This is a genomic window from Pseudomonas putida (genome assembly GCF_050989985.1).
Classification (GTDB): Bacteria; Pseudomonadota; Gammaproteobacteria; order Pseudomonadales; family Pseudomonadaceae; genus Aquipseudomonas; species Aquipseudomonas putida_AI.
In genome coordinates, this window is record NZ_CP158815.1 from 5646876 (window position 1) to 5663998 (window position 17123).

General features: G+C 60.4%; 14 protein-coding genes. 8 read left to right on the plus strand and 6 right to left on the minus strand.

Annotated elements, in window-relative coordinates:
- Window positions 1–2: 2 nt before the first annotated feature.
- Window positions 3–2525 carry a CS1-pili formation C-terminal domain-containing protein gene (locus tag ABTV29_RS25850; protein ID WP_433767416.1) on the minus strand — a complete coding sequence of 841 codons (2523 nt, stop codon included), beginning with the start codon at window positions 2523–2525 and terminating at the stop codon, window positions 3–5.
- 108 nt (window positions 2526–2633) lie between these two features.
- On the minus strand, window positions 2634–3131 hold the full coding sequence (locus ABTV29_RS25855) for a CS1 type fimbrial major subunit (protein ID WP_433767417.1): 498 nt from the start codon (window positions 3129–3131) through the stop codon (window positions 2634–2636).
- Window positions 3132–3641: 510 nt separating this feature from the next.
- On the opposite strand from ABTV29_RS25855, the gene ABTV29_RS25860 reads away from it, so the two are divergent.
- Both ABTV29_RS25860 and ABTV29_RS25865 read left to right on the plus strand, forming a co-directional pair.
- Entirely contained in the window at window positions 3642–4217 is a 576-nt protein-coding gene (locus ABTV29_RS25860) for a PadR family transcriptional regulator (RefSeq protein ID WP_433767418.1), read from the plus strand.
- The gene (locus ABTV29_RS25865; protein WP_433767419.1) at window positions 4214–5005 is read left to right on the plus strand and encodes a siderophore-interacting protein; all 792 of its coding nucleotides are present in this window, start codon (window positions 4214–4216) and stop codon (window positions 5003–5005) included. The genes ABTV29_RS25860 and ABTV29_RS25865 overlap by 4 nt, the downstream gene beginning before the upstream one ends.
- Window positions 5006–5117: 112 nt before the next feature.
- Here the strand turns inward: ABTV29_RS25865 and ABTV29_RS25870 are convergent, their stop codons facing one another.
- Both ABTV29_RS25870 and ABTV29_RS25875 read right to left on the minus strand, forming a co-directional pair.
- Window positions 5118–5762 carry a Pr6Pr family membrane protein gene (locus ABTV29_RS25870; RefSeq protein WP_433767420.1) on the minus strand — a complete coding sequence of 215 codons (645 nt, stop codon included), beginning with the start codon at window positions 5760–5762 and terminating at the stop codon, window positions 5118–5120.
- Window positions 5763–5764: 2 nt separating this feature from the next.
- A complete protein-coding gene (locus ABTV29_RS25875) occupies window positions 5765–5995 on the minus strand; it encodes a VF530 family DNA-binding protein (protein ID WP_007903672.1) in 231 nt (76 codons plus the stop codon).
- Between the two features lie 244 nt (window positions 5996–6239).
- On the opposite strand from ABTV29_RS25875, the gene lon reads away from it, so the two are divergent.
- From lon to cmoB, 5 genes are all read left to right on the plus strand, one after another.
- Entirely contained in the window at window positions 6240–8657 is a 2418-nt protein-coding gene (gene lon, locus ABTV29_RS25880) for an endopeptidase La (RefSeq protein WP_433767421.1), read from the plus strand.
- A gap of 216 nt (window positions 8658–8873) precedes the next feature.
- Window positions 8874–9266 carry a protease inhibitor I42 family protein gene (locus tag ABTV29_RS25885; RefSeq protein ID WP_433767422.1) on the plus strand — a complete coding sequence of 131 codons (393 nt, stop codon included), beginning with the start codon at window positions 8874–8876 and terminating at the stop codon, window positions 9264–9266.
- 2 nt (window positions 9267–9268) lie between these two features.
- Window positions 9269–9904 carry a lysoplasmalogenase gene (locus ABTV29_RS25890; protein ID WP_433767423.1) on the plus strand — a complete coding sequence of 212 codons (636 nt, stop codon included), beginning with the start codon at window positions 9269–9271 and terminating at the stop codon, window positions 9902–9904.
- A gap of 188 nt (window positions 9905–10092) precedes the next feature.
- On the plus strand, window positions 10093–10836 hold the full coding sequence (cmoA, locus tag ABTV29_RS25895; protein WP_433767424.1) for a carboxy-S-adenosyl-L-methionine synthase CmoA: 744 nt from the start codon (window positions 10093–10095) through the stop codon (window positions 10834–10836).
- Window positions 10833–11789, plus strand: coding sequence for a tRNA 5-methoxyuridine(34)/uridine 5-oxyacetic acid(34) synthase CmoB (gene cmoB, locus ABTV29_RS25900; RefSeq protein WP_433767425.1), 957 nt, complete (start codon window positions 10833–10835; stop codon window positions 11787–11789). The genes cmoA and cmoB overlap by 4 nt, the downstream gene beginning before the upstream one ends.
- A gap of 132 nt (window positions 11790–11921) precedes the next feature.
- Here cmoB and tadA read toward each other — a convergent pair whose 3' ends face one another.
- Together tadA and ABTV29_RS25910 are read right to left on the minus strand one after the other, a co-directional pair.
- A complete protein-coding gene (tadA, locus tag ABTV29_RS25905; protein ID WP_433767426.1) occupies window positions 11922–12419 on the minus strand; it encodes a tRNA adenosine(34) deaminase TadA in 498 nt (165 codons plus the stop codon).
- Window positions 12419–13795 carry a multicopper oxidase family protein gene (locus ABTV29_RS25910; RefSeq protein WP_433767427.1) on the minus strand — a complete coding sequence of 459 codons (1377 nt, stop codon included), beginning with the start codon at window positions 13793–13795 and terminating at the stop codon, window positions 12419–12421. Before ABTV29_RS25910 ends, tadA begins: the two co-directional genes overlap by 1 nt.
- Window positions 13796–13992: 197 nt before the next feature.
- On the opposite strand from ABTV29_RS25910, the gene ABTV29_RS25915 reads away from it, so the two are divergent.
- Window positions 13993–17085, plus strand: coding sequence for a membrane-targeted effector domain-containing toxin (locus ABTV29_RS25915; protein WP_433767428.1), 3093 nt, complete (start codon window positions 13993–13995; stop codon window positions 17083–17085).
- The last annotated feature ends 38 nt before the right edge of the window (window positions 17086–17123 follow it).

Sequence of the window (17123 nt, forward strand, 5' to 3'; positions counted from 1 at the left end):
ACTCAACCCGCCTTCTGATCGGTAATGGTTGCATCGGCCAGGGTGTCCGGCGTGCAGCGCAGATCCCCGATCATCAACACGTTGTTTTCGCTGCGATGTTCATTGGCGTTGAGGCGGAACTGGCACAGCAGGCGGTTATCCTGGCGCACTTCCAGGGTCGGCGAGCCGGCATTCATTTCCATCGAGAAGAACCCGTCGACCTCCGTCACCCCGCGACTGGCGTGGTTGATCACGTGGTGGCCCTTGAGCGGCTGCCCCTGTTCATTGACCAGCCGTCCCAGCACCGTCAGGGTTTTCATCACGCGGATCTTGCGGTAGTCCACCCCGCCCTTGTTCAGGTGATAACGGGTGCGCGCCGGCTCGATGGTGGCCGCCGGCACATGGTTGCCCTCGAAGTCGAAACTCACCGAGCTGTTCTGGTACGCGGTGATCGGGATGAAGTTGCGCCCCGGTTTCAACGCCGCGCTGCCACCGCTGTAGTCATCGGCGCGCAGGGCAATGCCATCGATGTCCGATTCGACATCGACGATCATGCCGGCGCCGCGCATTTCATACTGGCTGGTCATGAGCATTTGCTGACCGCCCAGCACCAGGGTGCTGTCCAGGTTCAGGCCGCCGGTGAAGTTGCCGTTGTAGGACGAGCGCTGGATGAACCCATCGCCATTGATCGCGTCGGTGCGGAAGTTGCCCAGGCTGGACACGCCCACGCCGTAGGTGTCGGTCAGGGCGGTGACCGAGACGTTTTGCAGCACGTGATCCTTGAGATCCTTGCGCCAACCGATGGATGCATTGTTGTCGCGGCCCCCTTCGCGTGCAGTGCGTGAGCCGATGCTGCCGGTGATCTGCTCGCCGGGCGCGCCCAGTGCCACACTGACGCTCAGGTCAACCCCGCGATTGCGATCATTGCCGCTGCTGAAACTGCCCGGCCGGTCGAACAGCGACAGGCGCCAGTTGGCATCGCTGCCGAACAGCGTGGTGCGCTGGGTCCAGCCCAGGTCCACGCCGACGCCTTCGACGTTGCCCTCGCTGTGGGACACCCGCGCATTGACCGAATTCTTGTTGCTCAACCGATGGTTGACCGCCAGTGACGAGTTGGTGGTTTCGCCCTTGAAGACATTGCGCTGCCGTACGCGGGTGCCGTCAGGTAGCGTTTCGTACAGGTCTGTGGTGTCCAGCCAACTGCGGTTGTGACTGATCACCAGACTGCCGGCGCCATAGTTGTAGAGGCTTTGCAGGTCCAGACCGGTGCCGTGGTCCTCGGTTTTGTAGACGTTGGCGTACAGGCTGATGTGGTTGGCCAGGGTCCAATCGATGGATGTGCCGTATTGCAGTTTTTCCCGGATCTGCCGCGCCGACAGGCCGAGAATCACCCGCGGGTGCATCAGGTAGTTGACCGAGGCCCCCGCCGTGGGACTGCCGCTGGCCTGTTGATCCCAGTTGCTGAGCAGTTTGCTTTCTTCACCGGCAAACAGGTTGTAGCGCCAGCGTTCGTCGAGGTTGCGCCAGTTGCCGGGTTTGTACACCAGTTCCTGGGTGCTGGAGGTGATCTGCCCGTCCTCGATCAGGCGCACTTCCACTTCATAGATGCCGCCCGGCAACGGACGGGTGTCGAGGGTCTGCAAGCCGGCCGGCACCGATTGGGTGTTGAGCAACAGGCCGTCGCGGTAGATCTCCACCGAGCCCTGGCGGTTGGCGGTCACGTAGATCGGATAAACGCTGGGCATCGGGCTGTTGATGGCCAGGCTGTCGGAGCTGCCATACATGACACCGACGGCCGTATCGGGGCTAGTGCCGAACGTGCGCGGTTGGCGGGTCAGCCCTTCGGAATTGGGGGTGAAATAGCCCAGGCGGAAGAAGTTGCCTTGCAACTCGCGCTGGGTGTAGAGCTCGTGTACAGCGTGATAAAGCTTGTCGTCCGGACCGCCGAGGCGGGCCAATTGCATGTTGAACGTCTGGCTCCAGTTGCCCAGGCTGCCGCTGGCTTCAAGGCCAAAGCGACCGCCCAGATCCTGATCCTCGCCACCATTGAGATTGAGCTGGTTACGCACCATCAGGCCGCTGCTGCCACCTTCGGGCTGTTCGTAATAACGCTTTTCTTCAACGTCACGCTCGGCGTTTTCGGTGAGGATGGAGACCAGCGAGTTTTCCAGGTTGTAATGCACCGCCAGCACCTGGTCCGGGCAGGAACCGGTGCAAGCGCCCAACGGTACGCCGGGCTTGAGGTAACTGGCCCACTTCTCCCGCTCGGCCGGGCCGTAGCGGTTTTCGCTGGTGTCGGTGAATTCCACAAGCGTGATGCGATCATCGCGGGACAGCACCACCATGGCCTCGCCCAACGGTTGTTGATCAAGCTCGACCCGCACAGCCAGCGGCACATCAAAAAAATGCTCCTCGAAATCCGCCGGCAAACCTTTGGCCTGGGCCAACAGACTTCGCGGTGTGGTGCCGGCGGATTCGGGAGCCGCCACGGCACCGGCACAAAACAACAGCGCAAGCGCTGCCGCGATGGGTGTCATCGGGAACATGAACTCGTACTCTGATTTCGAACAAGTTGAAGTCCGGCGGACAAGCCATGTGGATTGCCCGCCGGATAACGCCGCTTCAATAACTAGCGTTTATTGCTGATCGTTCGATCAAGGCGCGGGGGCGACAGGAGGCACAGCGTCGAAGGTCATGGCGACCACACCGGTGTAATCACCCGGTTGGAAAGTTGTACCTTTGGCGCTAATTTTCAGCGGTGCGCGATAGTTCACGTCAGACTCGGCTTCGCCCACAACCAGTTGTGGCGTCAGGGTCAGTTCCTTGTTGTTGAACTCAACTTTCAAATCAATGGCTTCGGCGCCAGAGATCAGTTTCGGTGCACTTTCCAGGCTGGCGTGAACCGAACCGTTGTTGTTGCGCACGTCGAAGAAACCGTTGACTTCACGCATCTTGCCGGTGCTCGGCTGGAAGCTCATGTCCTGATCCTTGTTGACCAGGTCGGCGTCAGTCGGCACCACGTAGAAGCCATTGGTCGGCACGTGAGCAATGAGGCTGATGGAGTGAGCCGCTTCGCCCGCAGCGAAGGCCATGGAAGAGTTGAGTGCCAGAACAGCCAGTGGAGCAGCGATTGCGAATTTCTTGAACATCATTGAGTACCTGTTTTCTTGAAAGGATCAGTTCATTGAAAGTACAAGCAACGCCTACCCGTTGAGGGGTGTGTTGGTTTGGACTTTCAACGCCGGGGCATGATCGACTGTTCGTTCTGGAAAGTAAGCAGGCAACTTCCGATGATCGCGTAGTTAAACTACTTCATAGCTGGAAAGAAAAAAGAACAAATAATGGAAAATCAAAACAGCAACTGTAAGTTCCATACTACATACAGTTTTCAACTAAAAACCATACAGCAATATCGACTATTGAATACGGGTAAATGAAGCGAATCTAGAATATAAGCTCCATTTAAATAGAGTCATAGCTTTAACTTTTGAGATTGTCCTTATGAAAGAAAAAATCCTGGTGGGTGCGATGGATTGATTCATGATTTTCACCACCTGCCGACCACCATCCGCCGACAAATGACACTAATTCTCAACAAAACCCTTGCGCACCTCACAAGATATATCTTAAGTTGTATCTAAACGTGAAGAGAGCAAGCAAAAATGAGAGACCATCATTCCCCCCACCGTGAACACGGTGACAGCCACGACGGCTTCGAAAGGCGCCCAGGCCGCGAACGCGGCGGCCGCGGCCCCCGTGTGTTCGCCCCAGGCGACCTGAAATTGTTGCTGCTGGCGTTGATCGCCGAGCAGCCATGCCACGGCTACGACCTGATCCGCCAGATCGAAGGCATGTTCGACGGCGCCTACAGCCCCAGTCCCGGCGTGATCTACCCGACGCTCACCTTCCTCGAAGAAAGCGACCTGATCCAGGGCGATGCCGATGGCGGAAAAAAGCGCTACAGCGTGACCGACGCCGGGCGTCTTTCCTTGAGTGATCAGGCGATTGCGCTGGATGGCGTGCGCATGCGCATCGAGGTCAGCAAGCGCTCGTTGCGCGGACATGACCGGCCGCCCGAAATCCATGAGGCGGTGCATAACCTGCGGCATGCCTTGCAAATGCACCACGGTCGCTGGAGCCCGGAAGAAATCCTGCGGGTACGCGACCTGCTCAATAACACTGCCAAAGCCATTGTCGACGGCCCTGCCGTTACAGCTGTCCAGGAGTCCGCCGAATGACCGATGTAATCGACCCCTCCCAAACCATTCACCGCGTCATGCATGAAATCAAACGTCGTCGCCTGGAGGTGCTGCGTGTGGTCGATCTGACGCCGCGCATGCGCCGGATAACCCTGGGCGGACCGGAGCTGGCAGGCTTCGTCAGTCTCGGTACGGACGATCACGTCAAACTGCTGTTCCCGCAGAACGCCGCCGAACAAGCGGCACTGGAAACTTTGGTGCTGGGTCCCGGCAAAACAGAGGGACCGATGCCTGCGATGCGCGACTACACGCCCCGCCGCTATGACCTGGAGACGCTGGAGCTGGACATCGATTTCGTCATCCACGGCGACGGCCCTGCGTCGACCTGGGCCGAACAGGCCGAACCCGGTCAGTTCCTGCACATCGGCGGGCCCCGGGGTTCGATGATCGTGCCGGACATCTTCGACAGCTACCTGCTGATCGGCGACGAAACCGCCCTGCCCGCCATCGCCCGGCGCCTGGAAGGCCTGGCGGCCAATCGGCGGGCGCTGGTGATCGTCGAAGTGGAGAACGGCAAGGAGCAGCAAGTGCTGGAGAGTGCGGCCCAGGTCAATGTGATCTGGGTACTGCGAGAAGGTGGCAAGGATCATTTGCTGACTACGGTTCGGCAGATCCAGGTGCCGGGTGGCAGCCTGTATGCCTGGGTGGCGACCGAGAGTAAAACCTCGCGGCAGATCCGCCGGGTGCTGCTCGATGAACACGGGCTGGATGAGCAGTTCGTCAAGGCGGTGGGCTACTGGCGGTTGGGTGACAGCGACGAGGAGTGAGAGGACTTCAGGCCCCCATCGCGAGCAGGCTCGCTCCCACAAGTTCAGTGTGATTTCTGTGGGAGCGAGCCTGCTCGCGATGGCGATGCCGAAAACACTACAAATGCATGTCTTAACTACGACGCCCGAGCCACCGATCCAGCCCGATCAGCACCAGTGAAATCCCCACGAATCCCACCAACAATCCCCCGGCATTGATAAACACCTGTGGATAACCCAGCTTCGCCACGTCAATGAACGGATACGGATAGCTCGCAAGCAAATGCCCGCGCAGCAACGCATAGGCGAAGTACGCCAACGGGTAAATCACCCACAGCGCAATATGCTTGAGCCGCAACGTGCCCTTGGGTACGCAGCAGCACCAATAGACCAGAAACAGCAGCGGCATCACGTCATGCAACAACTCATCGGCCAGCCATTGCCAGCCTTCGGGATGCCAGAGATGGCGCAGCAACAGGCTATACGCCAGGCCGACCACGGCGATGCTCACCGCAATGCCGCTGCTGACCCACGGCTGCAAAAACCAGCGGTGCGCGGCGGATTCGCGGGACGTCAACTCACAGGTCAGCACCGTCGCCACCAGGGTGTTGCTGAGCACGGTGAAGTAGCTGAAGAAGCTCACCAGCCCGGCCAGCAGGCTGGCTGCGAATGTCCAGCGCGAGTAGAAGATCAGGTACAACTGAATGCTCAATCCGGCCCAGCCCAGAACGGCAGCCACCGTCACCAGACGACGCCGCGTGACGGAAGGGATCGCCATGTTCAGAGCGGGCGCTTGGTGCGCATCAGCTTCACGTACAAGCGTTCGACCTTCTCCCGCGCCCATGGGGTTTTGCGCAGGAAGGTCAGGCTCGACTTGATGCTCGGATCACTCTTGAAGCAGCGGATATCGATGCGTTCGGCCAGCCCCGACCATTCGTAGTGTTCAACCAGGGCGTTGAGGATTTGCTCCAGCGTCACGCCATGCAGCGGGTTGTTGTTCTGTTCGGTCATGCCGGGCCTTCAAACAGGGAAAGTATGGGAAGCCGCGCACCTTAGCCGAGGGCTTCGCCCGGGGGAAGCGGTCTGTTAAATGTAGATGAACCGGTCGCTCCTGCGCAGGCGCCAGCGTCCAAAATCCAGCTAACCTGAATCCCTGCTGAATACACTTTCGAATGATCCATTAACCCCCAGGCATCATTGAAACCACCGCCAACCTGCCCCATCTAAGACCCATACCCATTGCGCAGGTGCCCAAATGAGCGACCAGCAGGAATTCCCCGAAGACCCGAGCGAATACGCCGATCCGCAAAATGCCCCGCACCACACCCCCGGCAAGGGCCTGGCCCTGCCCGGGCAGAATCTGCCGGACAAGGTCTACATCATCCCGATCCACAACCGACCGTTCTTCCCCGCCCAGGTGCTGCCGGTCATCGTCAATGAAGAGCCGTGGGCGGAAACTCTGGATCTGGTGGCCAAGTCCGACCACCACTCCCTGGCCCTGTTCTACATGGACACGCCCCAGGAAGACCCTCGCCACTTCGACACCTCGGCCCTGCCGCTGTACGGCACGCTGGTCAAGGTGCACCACGCCAGCCGCGAAAACGGCAAGCTGCAATTCGTCGCCCAGGGCCTGACCCGCGTGCGCCTCAAGACTTGGCTCAAGCACCATCGCCCGCCGTACCTGGTGGAGGTCGAATACCCGCACCAGCCCACCGAGCCGACCGACGAGGTCAAGGCCTATGGCATGGCGCTGATCAATGCGATCAAGGAATTGCTGCCACTCAATCCGCTGTACAGCGAAGAACTGAAGAACTACCTCAACCGCTTCAGCCCCAACGATCCGTCACCATTGACCGACTTCGCCGCCGCCCTCACCTCGGCTACCGGCAATGAGTTGCAGGAAGTGCTCGACTGCGTGCCGATGCTCAAGCGCATGGAAAAAGTGCTGCCGATGCTGCGCAAGGAAGTCGAAGTGGCGCGCCTGCAAAAGGAAATCTCCGCCGAGGTGAACCGCAAGATCGGTGAGCACCAGCGTGAGTTCTTCCTCAAGGAACAACTCAAGGTCATCCAGCAGGAACTGGGGCTGACCAAGGACGACCGCAGCGCCGACCTCGAACAGTTCGAGCAGCGGCTGGTGGGGAAAGTCCTGCCGGCGCAGGTGCAAAAACGCCTCGAAGAAGAAATGAACAAGCTGTCGATCCTCGAAACCGGCTCGCCGGAGTATGCGGTGACCCGCAACTACATCGACTGGGCCACTTCGGTGCCATGGGGCGTGTACGGCGAGGACAAACTCGACCTCAAGCACGCACGCAAGGTGCTGGACAAGCACCACGCCGGCCTCGACGACATCAAGGACCGCATCCTCGAATTCCTCGCGGTCGGCGCCTACAAGGGCGAGATCAGCGGTTCCATCGTACTGCTGGTGGGCCCGCCGGGCGTGGGCAAGACCAGCGTCGGCAAGTCCATCGCCGAATCCCTGGGGCGGCCGTTCTACCGCTTCAGCCTTGGTGGCATGCGAGATGAAGCCGAGATCAAGGGCCACCGCCGCACCTACATCGGCGCGCAGCCGGGCAAACTGGTGCAGGCACTGAAAGACGTCGAAGTGATGAACCCGGTGATCATGCTCGACGAGATCGACAAGATGGGCCAGAGCTACCAGGGCGACCCGGCCTCGGCGCTGCTGGAAACCCTCGATCCCGAGCAGAACGTCGAGTTCCTCGACCACTACCTCGACCTGCGCATGGACCTGTCGAAAGTGCTGTTTGTCTGCACCGCCAACACCCTGGATTCTATCCCAGGCCCATTGCTCGACCGCATGGAAGTGATCCGCCTGTCGGGTTACATCACCGAAGAAAAAGTCGCCATCGCCAAGCGTCACCTCTGGCCCAAGTTGCTGGAAAAGGCGGGTGTGTCCAAGGGCAGCCTGAGCATCAGCGATAACGCGTTGAAGGCTTTGATCGACGGCTATGCCCGCGAAGCAGGCGTGCGACAGCTGGAAAAACACCTGGGCAAACTGGTGCGCAAGGCGGTGATGAAGCTGCTTGATGACCCCAACGCGGTGATCAAGCTCGGCCCGAAAGACCTCGAAGCCTCCCTCGGACATCCGGTGTTCCGCAACGAACAGGTATTGTCCGGCACTGGTGTCATCACCGGCCTGGCCTGGACCAGCATGGGCGGCGCCACGCTGCCGATCGAGGCGACGCGGATTCATACCTTGAACCGTGGCTTCAAACTCACCGGGCAACTGGGTGATGTGATGAAGGAATCCGCGGAAATCGCCTATAGCTACGTCAGCTCCAACCTGAAGTCGTTTGGCGGCGATCCGAAGTTCTTCGACGAAGCCTTCGTGCACCTGCACGTACCGGAAGGCGCAACGCCAAAAGACGGCCCGAGCGCCGGCGTGACCATGGCCAGCGCCCTGTTGTCACTGGCGCGCAACCAGCCGCCGAAAAAAGGCGTGGCCATGACCGGCGAACTGACCTTGACCGGGCATGTGCTGCCGATTGGCGGCGTGCGCGAGAAGGTGATTGCGGCGCGACGGCAGAAGATTTTCGAGCTGATTCTGCCGGAGGCGAACCGGGGCAACTTCGAGGAACTGCCGGAGTATCTGAAGGAAGGCATTACCGTGCACTTCGCCAAGCGGTTTGCGGATGTGGCGAAGGTGTTGTTCTGACAGTCTTGTAGTGCCTATGCCGACGTCATCGCGAGCAGGCTCGCTCCCACAGTGATTGGGGGGGGCACGTACATTTTGTGATCGACTCAAACCCCCTGTGGGAGCGAGCCTGCTCGCGATGGCGTCAGCACTCACACCACCTCCCTGCTGCTGTCACATTTTGTCTCATCTCGGTTATGCTCGCCGTTCGTCGTGAACGCCGGAGCCCCTGACCTCATGTCCCCCACTCGCCTGTTCGTCCCCCTCGCCTTCGCGCTGCTGGCCGCTTGCGCCACGCAACCGAAACACAACGTGACCGTGGAAAAACAAAGCGAATGCCCGGTGAAACTCACCAGCGGGCAAAACCTGATCCTGACCCTGCCGAGCAACCCGACCACGGGTTATCGCTGGTCCATCCAGGATTCGGCCGGTGGCGTACTGCGGTCGTTGGGCCCTGAGGTTTATCGCAATCCGGAAGATGCGGGAGTCGTCGGCGCTGCCGGTGTCTCGACCTGGCGTTTCCAGGCGTTCGCCCCCGGCACCGGGCGTTTGCGCCTGACCTCGCAACAGCCTTGGGCACCGGAAGTGCTGCCGGTGGACGCCTTCGACTGCGCCATTTCGGTTAATTGATCGTGGGCTGGCTGATCCTGGCGCTGATGGGCGCGGTGACCTTCCTCTACGGTCTCAGCGTGCACGCCTCGCTGCTCTGCCTGCTGGTCAAGCCACTGCCTGTCCTGGCCCTGCTCGGCTGGCTGCATGACGCGCCACCCGGCGACTATCGGCGCTGGATCAGCCTCGGCCTGATTTTTTCCCTGATCGGCGATGTGCTGCTGGCGCTGCCGGGGGATTTGTTCGTGTTTGGCCTGGGGGCGTTTCTGGTCGCGCACCTGGCCTATCTGAAAGCCTATCTCAGCGATTGCCGGCGCCTGGCGCTGTTGCCGCTGCTCATTGCCTTGAGTGTTGGCGTCGTGCTGCTTGGGGTGCTGATTTCTCATGGATTGGGACCACTGCTGATCCCGGTCATCGTCTACGGCCTGACCATCAGCGCCATGCTCTGGCGAGCGTTGGCGCGGCTCGGCACCGAGGTGCCCCGGCGCTCGGCGCTGCTGGCGGCAGCGGGCGCGGTGGCATTCGTATTCTCGGACAGCGTGATCGGTATCAGCCGCTTTGTGGCGCCGTTCGATGCCGCGCCTTATGTGATCATCCTCAGTTACTGGCTGGGGCAATGGGGGATTACAGCGTCGGCTTTCACCCAGAAACCGCGCTGACCCCATCGCGAGCAGGCTCGCTCCCACAGGTACAGCGCAAACCCTGTGGGAGCGAGCCTGCTCGCGAAAGCAATATCACTGACGACAACAATTGCGGATCCTGCCCGCCGGTTTATCAGACAATCCGCGCATCCGCGCGCCAACTTGGCTAAAATGCCGGCCTTTTCATCGACACCGCCGGAACCGCCGTGAGCAAAGAATCCGATCGCCTTTTCGCCCAGCCATTGGCCCAGGTGCCTGACTTCGCCTTTAACGAGGACGTGGTACGGGTGTTCCCGGACATGATCAAGCGCTCGGTGCCGGGGTATCCGACCATTGTGGAAAACCTTGGCGTGCTCGCCGCGCAATTCGCCCAGCCCAACAGCGTGCTCTACGACCTCGGCGCGTCCCTGGGTGCGGTGACTCAAGCGCTGCGTCGGCATGTGCGCACCGACGGCTGCCGGGTGATGGCTGTGGATAACTCCGCCGCCATGGTCGAGCGCTGCCGCGAGTACCTCAACGGTCAGGATTCGATGTTCCAGGAGTTGCTGCCGGTCGAGGTGATCGAAGGCGACATCCTCGCCCTGCAATTCCAGCCGGCCTCGGTGGTGGCGCTGAACTTCACCCTGCAATTCATCGCCCCGGATCAGCGCACTGGATTGCTTTCGCGCATCCGTCAGTCGTTGTTGCCCGGCGGCGCGCTGATTCTCTCGGAAAAGCTGCGCTTTGAAGACGAACAGGAGCACGCCCTGCTCACCGACCTGCACATCGCCTTCAAACGCGCCAACGGCTACAGCGAACTGGAAATCGCCCAGAAGCGCAGCGCCATCGAAAACGTCATGAAGCCCGACAGCCTCGAAGAACACCGCGAACGCCTGCTGGCCGCCGGGTTCTCGAAAGTCGTGCCGTGGTTCCAGTGTCTTAACTTTGCCTCGTTGATTGCCTTGCCATGATTGATCTGTCCCCCCTCGCCCGCCGCCTGGCAGGCACACCGCTGGCCGATTGGGCCAACACCCTGCAAGTGCAACTCGACAAGAAGATGGAAAAGGGTCACGGCGACCTGGAGCGCTGGCAAAGCGCGCTGGATGCCCTACCGAAGATCCAGCCTAGCGAGGTCGATCTGCTCAACGGCCTGAAGCTGGACACCGATTGCGACGATGAAACCCGCGCACAAATGCGCACCGCCCTGATGGGCCTGTCGCCGTGGCGCAAGGGGCCGTTCGACCTGTTCGGCGTGCACGTCGACACCGAATGGCGTTCGGACTGGAAATGGTCGCGGGTTTCCCCGCACCTGGACCTGAAGGGCAAGCGCATCCTCGATGTCGGTTGCGGCAACGGCTACTACATGTGGCGCATGCTCGGCGCCGGCGCGGACAGTGTGATCGGCGTCGATCCGAACTGGCTGTTCTTCTGCCAGTTCCAGGCGGTGCAGCGTTACCTCTCAGAGCCGAACGCCTGGCACCTGCCGTTTCCTTTCGAAGACTTGCCGCCGAACCTCGAAGGCTTCGACACCGTGTTCTCGATGGGCGTGTTCTACCACCGCCGCTCGCCGATCGAGCACTTGCTGGCGCTGAAGGATTGCCTGGTCAAGGGCGGTGAGCTGGTGCTGGAAACCCTGGTGGTCGAGGGCGACCAGCATCAGGTGCTGGTGCCGGAAGATCGCTACGCGCAGATGCGCAACGTGTGGTTCCTGCCGTCCGTGCCGGCGCTGGAACTGTGGCTACGTCGTGCCGGGTTCACTGACGTGCGTTGCGTGGACGTGAGCACCACTACGGTGAAAGAACAGCGTGGGACGGAGTGGATGAAGTATCAGTCGTTGAGCGATTTCCTCGATCCCGAGGATCACAGCAAAACCATCGAAGGGCTGCCGGCGCCGATGCGGGCTGTCATCGTGGCTCGTAAGTAACAACCCGGTCTCTCAAACACCGGATAAACCTGTGGGAGCGAGCCTGCTCGCGATAGCGGCCTGTCTTTCAACATCATCGTTGACTGTCAGGCCCTCATCGCGAGCAGGCTCGCTCCCACAGTGGTTCGGTGTTTAGTCAGCTGGCTTGGCGCGCCGGGCCTTGAAGAACTCACTCAAAACAGCCCCACACTCCTCCGCCAACACCCCGCCCTCATACAACACCCGATGATTCAAGAAACCCTGGGTAAAAAACTGCCCCTGGCTCTGCACAATCCCGGCCTTGGGCTCCAGCGCGCCATACACCACCCGCGTAATCCGCGAATGCACGATCAGCCCGGCGCACATGCTGCATGGCTCCAGGGTCACGTACAGCGTGCTGCCCGTCAGGCGATAGTTGCTCACGGCCTGGGCGGCGGCGCGGATCGCGACCATCTCGGCATGGGCACTCGGGTCGTTGCCACTGATCGGGCAATTGAAGCCGCGGCCGATGATTTCTCCGTCCTGAACCAGCACCGCGCCTACCGGCACCTCGCCAAGAGCAGCGCCTTGCGCGGCGAGGGCCAGGGCTTCGCGCATGAAGTCGCGATCACGACTGCGGTCGATGATTGCGGCAGGTCGAATCTGACGCATCACGCCACCTCGATGGCGGCCATCAGGCCGGTTTCCATGTGATCGATCACGTGGCAATGGAACATCCATACACCAGGGTTATCCGCCACCAGCGCCACTTGCGCGCGCTCGTTCTTGCCCAGCAGGTAGGTGTCGGTGAAGTACGGAATGACCTTGTGCCGGTTCGAGGCAATCACCTTGAAGCTCATGCCGTGCAGGTGGATCGGGTGCTGATACTGAGTCATGTTCTTCAATTCGAAAATGTAGCTCTTGCCCTTTTCAAGCTTGGCAATCGGGCGGTCGGCGCAGGTCTTGTCGGTGATGTCCCAGGCCTTGCCGTTGATCTGCCACAGGCTTGGCGGCTTGCCGTTGTCGACGTTGACCGATACCGAGCCCACCCATTCGAAATTGAAGTTGAGTTTCTCGGCATTGGCCAGGTCCGGCTCGGCCACCGGGTTGGCGGGCAGCGCCGGTGGCCACTGGGTCAGCGCATCGGTATTGGCCACCGAACGGAAGGTGCCCAGGCGTACCGGGCCGTTGCGCAGGGACAGCTCTTCACCCGCCGGCGGTGCCTTGATCGCCAGGCAAATGCGCATGCCAGGGCCGAGCCAGTACTCCTTGCCGAGCGGGCGCGGTTCGACGGGGTTGCCGTCCAACGCATAGATCTGCGCTTCGACGCCGGGAATGTTGAGGCGATAGGTCAGGGTGTTGTCCAGATTGAGCAGACGCACCCGGGTGATCTGCCCGGCCGGCAGGTCGATGACCGCCTGTGGCACGCCGTTGATCGTTGCCAGCCGCCCCGCCGTACCGCCACGGGCCGCTTCTCGGGGAATGCTGAACTCGACGAAATTGCCCACGTCATCGACATGCCAGCTCTTGAGGCTCAAGGTCTTCTCGTACTTGAAACCGGTCGGCTCGCGCTCTTCGACGATCAGCGGCCCCACCAGTCCACGGCCCAACTCTTCGCTGCTGTTCACATGGGGGTGATACCAGTAGCTCCCGGCATCCGGCACCCGGAATTTGTAGTCGAAGTACTCCCCCGGCAGCACTGGCAGTTGCGACACGTAAGGCACGCCGTCCATTTCCAGCGGCAGGCGAATGCCGTGCCAGTGAATGGTGGTCGCGACCGGCAAGTGATTGATGAAGCGCACCCGCAGCCATTCGCCCTGGCGCACGCGTAACTCGGTGCCCGGTGCCGACGGGCCGAACGCCCAGGCTTGGGTCTTGTGCCCGGCCACCAGTTCCACGTCCAGCGGCGCGGCGATCAGTTCGTAGTCGTGCCCCGCCTCGGCATCCGCCATCTTGCCCAGCCAGTAACGCGACGCGCCCCCCGCACCGACGCCAACGACAACAAGACCGGCCAGGCCACCGAGGATTTGGCGACGGGTAAAGGACATGAACTCAACTACCTCACGTATCAGCGACAGGCCAGGGGCCAGCAAAAGGCGAATACGATACACCTGCGATTGCGAAACAGTAAGGGCTGCGCGGCGGATGGACGCAGCCTGGCACGCCGCAGTGCGGTACATATGCAGTGCACTGCCCTTGAGCGCCGGGGCCATCCTCGGCGCCCCTCACTCAAGGAACAGAGCCTATGAACCCGATAGAAACCCGTTCACTGCCCAACGCAGCCGACAAGGCTGCCCTCAAGAACATCGCCGCGCAGGTGGTCAAGGCTTGTCCGAGTCTGCAGGACACTGCACATGAGGTCGCCGCGCAATTGCTGGAAAAATACGGTGTCGCAGGCCTCGACCCCGACAAAGTCTGGTTTCACCGATTCAAGACCGCTCAGAATCTGGGGACGTCGTTCACCGGTTGGCAGCATTACGACGAGAAGCCCTACGAATCCCTGACCCTGACGCAACTGGTCATTCACCGCTTTCGCGCGACCGATCAGGACAATGCCGATCTTCTGGACTTGTACGGCGGCTTCTATAGCGCAGGACCGGACGAAAGAAACTTCGATGCAACCAATGAAGTACGCCTGCATGGCAACGAGGTATTGAAGGACCTCTGGGCTATCGACTTCAGTGACCTGTACCGCAACAAACTGCAGACGTTCTGGAACGACTATGCCAGTGATTTCCGAACGCTGGCCAAATGCAATTTCCTCGGCAAAGCCGTTGAAGCCCGAGAAAATGGCCATCTGAATGAGGAGGATTTTCAAACCGTTCTCAATGCAGTCATCGGCCCACTGACCTGGCCGGTCAGCCTGGCCATGCTGCAATCGGAGTCGCCCGCAGGCCAGGGATCGCAGGTGTATGCCCTGGATGTGGACGGCCATGTGACAACGAATATCCTGCGCATCGTAGACGCCAAGGGCCGTCAGATCCTGTACGTACCGGGTGATAACAACGCCTTTCAGGTGCTGGAAACCACCACCGATATGCACTGGTGGATCCTGCAAAAAATGAACGAAAAAGCGCCACGCGCTCAGTTCCTCGAGCATTTCCCGATGGCTGATCGACAGCAGATCACCGAAAACATCACTGATCTGATGAATCGACTGGTCAGCACCTGGGGCCATTCCGACCATCACCTGATCAACCAGAACAATCAGGCGGTGACCGGGGACGCGTTCAGCTGGCTGCGCGACTCGACCCGCACAGCGATGTTCGCCGAGGCCGACCTGTCCCTCACGTCCAACGCCGATCTGCGGAAAAAACTGTGGATCGGTTACTTGAGCGCCGGTTTGAAGGTGTTCGGCCCGATGGCGGCCGTAGGCTGGCCAGTGGCGTTGCCGGTTATCGGCGCCAGCCTCGCCAACATGGGGCTGAACATCGATCAGGCCGTCAATGGCAAGACCGCCGCCGAGCGCAAGGCGGGGGTTACCGGGGCGATACTCAGCGGCATTGATGCGCTGTTCAACCTGCCGTTTTTGAAAGGCACCGGAGCGCTGGCGGAAATTGGCGCACCATCGGAAGCCGTCGAGGCAGGCGAATTGGGTGAGTCGGGCACCCTACCTGAATTGGAGACCGAAGAGCCAAGCGAGATACTGCCGCCGCTGGAGGAACTGCCCCCTTTAACGTCAGAAACGGGACAGGTTCCCGAGATCCCGCAAACCTATCAATCCAATGAAATACTGGACGGGCTGACTCCAGGTACGGAAACAGGGAAATACCAAGGGATCTACAGGCTGGAATCCGACCCTCCCTTTGCCATCCTGATGAACGACACGGCCTATTACGTGCGCTACTTCACGGATTCGCAGGGCGGCGGTTTCTGGGCGATTGTCGATCCGGCGAGGCCCAACCAGCTGATTCATTCATTGCCGGTGCGCTTGAATGACGAAGGCCTCTGGGAGCGGATGACCCAGTTGGGCCTCAAGGGTGGCGGCCAGTGCGTGGGCAAGCCATGCACGGTAGAGCTGGAACTTGACGCCCGCGAACCGGTCCCCATCGAACCGGAGCAACCTGCAGTTGAGCCCGGCTCGCCGCCCACTCCGCCTGTCACCGAACCTCAGCCCTCGCCCTCTAACGATATCAGCCTCGTAAAAACGCCCTACGACGTTGAACCAGCCCGTCGGCTTGAACTGAAAAAATGGGCCATGGGACTGCGCGAGACACACATTCAAGTGCAGATCGGTCCGAACGGCGGGCTGATCGCTCCCGATCGATATGCCCTGCATTTCGCCAACAAGGCCAGGACGCTTTTGATTTCCGCCCGACGTTTCTATGAAAACCTCCCATGGGCCAATCTGCCGCCGCGTCCGGCAATTCCGGCCGTCAACGCCTCAACGACCTTCCCGGATCTCATCGCACAGGTATTCGAATCCGCCCCCGGTCTGGTCATCAGTGAAACGCCGGGGCGCATTTCCAGCATGCGATTGATGATTGAAAACATGGCCGCCCTGGCGCGGCAAGGCGTCAAGACCCTCTATGTACGTCGACTGCTCAGCGACTTTGCCCAGGCCGACCTGAACGCCTACTTCAAGGACGGCGTCATGTCCGAGGACCTGGAAAAGTATCTGACTCGCCTCGGCACCGATCCGTCAGGACAGTTCAATGAACTGGAACTGGTGAAAACCGCCCGGCAAAACGGCATTCGTATCCAGGCTACCGATTGCGCGGCGACCTACAGAAAACCCGTTTCGCTGACACGGATTGAAGAGCAAATCAGTACCAATCACCTGACAGCCGACATCATGTTTCTTGATAAAACCATCAATGACACAGGCAAGTGGGTCGTGCTGACCGGCGTTGAAAGTACAAATACTTTCAGGGGGTTGGCCGGCATCAGCGAATTGGAAGGCGGCATCGGTTTGCGCATTGAAGAAGTCAATCCGGGACAAGGCGAGAGTATCGTCGTAGATCCGGGTGTCGAGATCGAAAGAGGGCCTTCCGTGCAGGCCGAGACCATGCGCGGGACCGTCGACCCCCAATACGCCGATCTGCTCCTGCGCATGGAAGCTGCGCCAGTCAGCCGCACCGAGACGCAAATCCACAGACTGCTTTATCGCGCGGGCATGTATGTGTTTGAACGCTCCCAGGGCGCTATCACATTGTTTCACCGCAGTCAGAATGGCGAGCTGGTGCAAACCGCGGTGCAGAGCTTTGCCGATGGACGCTATTACATCGATCGCCCATCGTGGGGTCCGGTCAACCGGGTTCCCTACGACAGCCTGCAAGAGTTATCCAGCGCGCTGACGCAGATGGGCCTGAATCTTCAAAGTCGCCTTCCTGTCTGATCCGGCCTTACAAGCCACACAAAAAAAACCCTGGCCGA

What these genes read in the sequence shown, in the direction of transcription:
- ABTV29_RS25855 (WP_433767417.1), bottom strand. Translation starts at nt 3,131, where the DNA reads ATGATGTTCAAGAAATTCGCAATCGCTGCTCCACTGGCTGTTCTGGCA.
- ABTV29_RS25885 (WP_433767422.1), top strand. Translation starts at nt 8,874, where the DNA reads ATGTCCCCCACTCGCCTGTTCGTCCCCCTCGCCTTCGCGCTGCTGGCC.
- ABTV29_RS25915 (WP_433767428.1), top strand. Translation starts at nt 13,993, where the DNA reads ATGAACCCGATAGAAACCCGTTCACTGCCCAACGCAGCCGACAAGGCT.
- cmoB (WP_433767425.1), top strand. Translation starts at nt 10,833, where the DNA reads ATGATTGATCTGTCCCCCCTCGCCCGCCGCCTGGCAGGCACACCGCTG.
- ABTV29_RS25865 (WP_433767419.1), top strand. Translation starts at nt 4,214, where the DNA reads ATGACCGATGTAATCGACCCCTCCCAAACCATTCACCGCGTCATGCAT.
- ABTV29_RS25850 (WP_433767416.1), bottom strand. Translation starts at nt 2,525, where the DNA reads ATGTTCCCGATGACACCCATCGCGGCAGCGCTTGCGCTGTTGTTTTGT.
- ABTV29_RS25860 (WP_433767418.1), top strand. Translation starts at nt 3,642, where the DNA reads ATGAGAGACCATCATTCCCCCCACCGTGAACACGGTGACAGCCACGAC.
- ABTV29_RS25910 (WP_433767427.1), bottom strand. Translation starts at nt 13,795, where the DNA reads ATGTCCTTTACCCGTCGCCAAATCCTCGGTGGCCTGGCCGGTCTTGTT.
- ABTV29_RS25870 (WP_433767420.1), bottom strand. Translation starts at nt 5,762, where the DNA reads ATGGCGATCCCTTCCGTCACGCGGCGTCGTCTGGTGACGGTGGCTGCC.
- lon (WP_433767421.1), top strand. Translation starts at nt 6,240, where the DNA reads ATGAGCGACCAGCAGGAATTCCCCGAAGACCCGAGCGAATACGCCGAT.
- ABTV29_RS25875 (WP_007903672.1), bottom strand. Translation starts at nt 5,995, where the DNA reads ATGACCGAACAGAACAACAACCCGCTGCATGGCGTGACGCTGGAGCAA.
- tadA (WP_433767426.1), bottom strand. Translation starts at nt 12,419, where the DNA reads ATGCGTCAGATTCGACCTGCCGCAATCATCGACCGCAGTCGTGATCGC.